The 3,529-nt window shown below is 62.7% G+C and carries 3 protein-coding genes and 3 pseudogenes; 2 read left to right on the top strand and 4 right to left on the bottom strand.

Annotation, left to right across the window (positions count from 1 at the left end; genetic code table 11):
• The 3 genes and pseudogenes from CG471_RS31880 to CG471_RS31875 all read right to left on the bottom strand — a co-directional run.
• Positions 1-126, bottom strand: a 126-nt coding sequence (locus CG471_RS31880; protein WP_373562082.1) for a transposase, incomplete at its 3' end; no start/stop codon positions are given.
• A gap of 361 nt (positions 127-487) precedes the next feature.
• Positions 488-907: pseudogene (locus CG471_RS29355) on the bottom strand (transposase); the annotation flags it as partial.
• A 9-nt stretch (positions 908-916) separates the two neighbouring features.
• Positions 917-1,039, bottom strand: a pseudogene (locus CG471_RS31875) (IS110 family transposase); the annotation flags it as partial.
• Between the two features lie 220 nt (positions 1,040-1,259).
• On the opposite strand from CG471_RS31875, the pseudogene CG471_RS29350 reads away from it, so the two are divergent.
• Positions 1,260-1,496, top strand: a pseudogene (locus CG471_RS29350) (transposase); the annotation flags it as partial.
• Positions 1,497-1,664: 168 nt separating this feature from the next.
• Here the strand turns inward: CG471_RS29350 and CG471_RS29345 are convergent.
• On the bottom strand, positions 1,665-2,285 hold the full coding sequence (locus tag CG471_RS29345; protein WP_099234610.1) for a TetR/AcrR family transcriptional regulator: 621 nt from the start codon (positions 2,283-2,285) through the stop codon (positions 1,665-1,667).
• A gap of 96 nt (positions 2,286-2,381) precedes the next feature.
• Between CG471_RS29345 and CG471_RS29340 the strand changes: the two genes are divergently transcribed.
• Entirely contained in the window at positions 2,382-3,371 is a 990-nt protein-coding gene (locus CG471_RS29340; RefSeq protein WP_099234609.1) for a zinc-dependent alcohol dehydrogenase family protein, read from the top strand.
• The last annotated feature ends 158 nt before the right edge of the window (positions 3,372-3,529 follow it).

Raw genomic sequence — 3,529 nt, 5'->3', positions numbered from 1 at the left:
CGGCGCGACGCCGGACAAACATCGCAGTGCATGATAATCTCTGCGTTGCAGGGCATCGGATGCTTCTGCGAGCAGCGTGGCGAGGACGATCCTTCCGACGCCCGGCAAGGATCGCAGGATCGTCACGTCGCGCTGCTCATTCTGCTGCCCCGCGTCAGTATTTTCATTAGCGGCGAGTTGGCCTGTGAGATGGTCGATCCGGGCATCCGCGCCGGTAATCTGGCGATTGACGAGATCGAGGCGCAAGGCAACCGCTTCGAGGTGTCCGGTCGCTGCGTTGATCGTCCCAGGGGCAACCGGAATGGCGGTAACCTTCAGCTTTTCCAGTATCTGGCCGGCGGTGATCCGCCGGATTCGATAGCGTTTCAGCAATTTGGCGATGGTGGCTTCGCGGATGCGCTTTGAGGTGGTCCGCCTTCTTGGACAGTTTGGCGGCTGAGTTAAGCTAATCCCGGTTGTCGTTCACGCCGCCTGTTTGATCATCAGATCATGGGGGGGCATGCCCCCCATGATCTGATTGTCCGATCCGCCGATAGGCCTCGACCGGGGTTCTCCCGGCCAGGCCCGAGTGCGGACGCTGGGTGTTGTAATAGGTGATCCATCGGCCAAGGCCAGCCCGCAGCTCCAATCCGGTCTCGAAGGCATGGGGATAGACGCATTCGTACTTGAGGGATCGCCAGAGGCGCTCAATGAAGACGTTGTCCACCCACCGCCCCCGGGCGTCCATGCTGATGCGGACCTCGGCCTCGCGCAGCACGCTGGTGAACGCGAAGCTGGTAAATTGGCTGCCCTGGTCGGTGTTGAAGATTTCAGGCTTGCCGAAGCGGGCCAGCGCATCCTCCAGGGCCGCGACGCAGAACCCGGCATCCATCGTGTTCGACAGCCGCCAGGCCAGCACCTTGCGGGTCGCCTAGTCCATGATCGTCATGCGCCGGCGGCGGCCGCCTTCGGGGCGTTCAATCAATACCTCCTGCCGGTGCTTCGACATATCGATGGCTACCAGCACGGCGTCGGCGGGGGTAGAACTGCGCTTGGTCATGGTCGGTCCGTCTCCAAAGGGTTGAGTCGACAACTTCACTTTAGAGACCTGCTGGCCGGTCATGGCCGCCTTTGAATACGAGGGCGCTACGCGCCCTCGTATTCATCAAGGCATCGCGGCCGTCCAAGGAGCCGCTTCCCAATGTGCTATCGGACCGAACTGACCTCGAACACGGTGCTCGCCTGGTCGGGGGGATGTCGGCATTGAGTGGCATTACATCGCGCCGGGCAAGCCGACAGACAACGCGTTCATCGAGTCCTTCAACGGGAAGTTCCGGGCGAAGTGCCTGAACCAGCACTGGTTCATGAGCCTCAACGACGCTGTCCGAAAATGCGAGGCTTGGCGCAGAGACTACAACGAGGTGCGGCCACATAGCGCCATCGGCAACAAGCCGCCGATATCGCTGGTAAACCGGTCAGCGGCACATGACCGGCCACTGCCGGTAGGGGCTGGATGACGGCCAGCCAGGTGGTCCAAGAACGGGTAGCAGCTCAACACGGGTCAGTCTCTGGTCGCAGCTGGATGAAAGGCGGGGGGCAGGTCAATTCGGGCATACGGACTGGGCTTGGTTGTAAGTCGACAGATGTTTGTTGCAAGATCACCGAGGACGATCTCGCCTGGACGATCACACCGCAGCCGGCCATCGATCGAGTGCCATTTTGGCGATGGAGAGCAGTTCGTTAATCGTAGCGCCGTCGCGCGCTTGAACGGACATGCCTTCCATGACCGTATTGATGAATTTGCCTAGGACGGCCGGATCGGCATCGGCCGCAAGCTCGCCCTGTGCGGCGCCGCGATGCAGACGCTCGATCAGGAGGGCCTCCGCCGCGATACGCTTGTCGCGCAGCAGGCATTCGATGGCGGCGGACGCCGGCGACACGGCTGCCGCTGCCGAATACATGAAGCAGCCGGCCGGCGTTCCAGGCTCCGAGAACGATGACGCCGCTCGCTCCAGCAGGCCTTTGACGGCCTCGAAGGTGGACAACGCCGGGTCGTTGATGGGGGCATAGAGGTGGACGCTGAACGTCGCGGTATAGCGCTCGATCACCGCCGCGAACAGCCCCGCCTTGTTGTCAAACGCCGCATAGAGACTGGCGGCGGCGACGCCAGTCTCTGCCACCAGATCGGCCATTGAAGTCGCCTCGTAGCCGCGCTGCCAGAACAGCCGTACCGCCTTGTCGAGCGCTGCGTTAGTGTCGAACACGCGAGGGCGACCTGCGCCGCGACGTGCTTTCGTCTCTGTCATTTCTGGCGCCTGATATGGAATGATCGATAAATAATAGCTTGAACCTCGTCGCTGACATCGATACAGAACGATCGTTCAATAATCAAGGAATATCCCATGAGCCGCATCGTTCGAATCCACGAATATGGCGACGCCAGTGTCCTCAAGATTGAAGATTTGGCAGTGCCCGCGCCCGCGGCCGACGAGGTGCAGATCGCGGTCAAGGCGATAGGCATAAACCGCGCCGAGGTGATGTTCCGCAACCATTCCTACCTTCAGGAAGCCGAGTTCCCGAGCCGCCTTGGCTATGAGGCTGCCGGCACCGTCGTTAAGGTCGGCGCGGACTTGACCGGGTTTGCGAAAGGCGAAGCCGTCAGCGTCATCCCCCCGCTCGATATCGCGCGCTGGGGCACCTATGGCGAGGTCGCCAACGTGCCCGCCCGCCTCGTCGTCAAGCATCCGGTGGCGCTGTCGTTCGAGGAAGCGGCGGCCGTGTGGATGCAGTATGTCACCGCTTGGGGCGCGCTGGTGGAGCAGGCGAAGCTCGGCCAGGGCGATTTCGTCATCGTCACCGCTGCTTCCAGCAGCGTCGGCCTTGCTGCCTTCCAGATTGCGCGGATGGTCGGCGCGACGGTAATCGCGACGACGCGTACCGGCGCCAAGCGCCAGGCCCTGCTTGATGCTGGTGCACATCATGTCGTCGCGACCGAGGAAGAGGATCTGGTGGCGAGGGTGATGGAGATAACCGATGGTGCAGGTGCGCGCGTGGTGCTCGACCCGGTCGGAGGCCCGTCGTTCGAGCCGCTGACCGCGAGCATGGCGCGCGGCGGCATCCTGCTCGAATATGGCGCGCTCAGCGGCGAGCCGACGCCGTTCCCGTTGTTCTCCGTGCTGGGCAAGAGCCTCACGCTCAAGGGTTATCTCTACAGCGAGATCGTCTCGGACGACGCCGCCCTTGATCGCGCCAAGGCGTTCATCGTGGCGGGTCTGGAATCGGGCGCGCTCAAGCCGCGGATCGCGCGCACTTTCCCGCTCGACGCCATCCAGGACGCGCACCGCTTCCTCGAATCGAACGACCAGATCGGCAAGGTCGTCGTTACGGTCTGACCGGCAAACCTGGGGGAGCAAGCGATGGCTCCCCCCTCCCAGACACAGGATCGGACCCTAAGCGCCCAGGCCATCGTTGCTTGTGGCGCAGGCTTAAGAGCATGACCGCTCCTCCTCCGCGTGCCAGACCTGTCTCAGGGTAACATGGCGGCTATGCC

This window comes from Sphingobium sp. IP1, assembly GCF_002708645.1.
GTDB classification, from domain to species: Bacteria; Pseudomonadota; Alphaproteobacteria; order Sphingomonadales; family Sphingomonadaceae; genus Sphingobium; species Sphingobium yanoikuyae.
The sequence above is the reverse complement of the archived record's forward strand: the minus strand, read 5'-3'. Positions and strand labels throughout refer to the sequence as shown.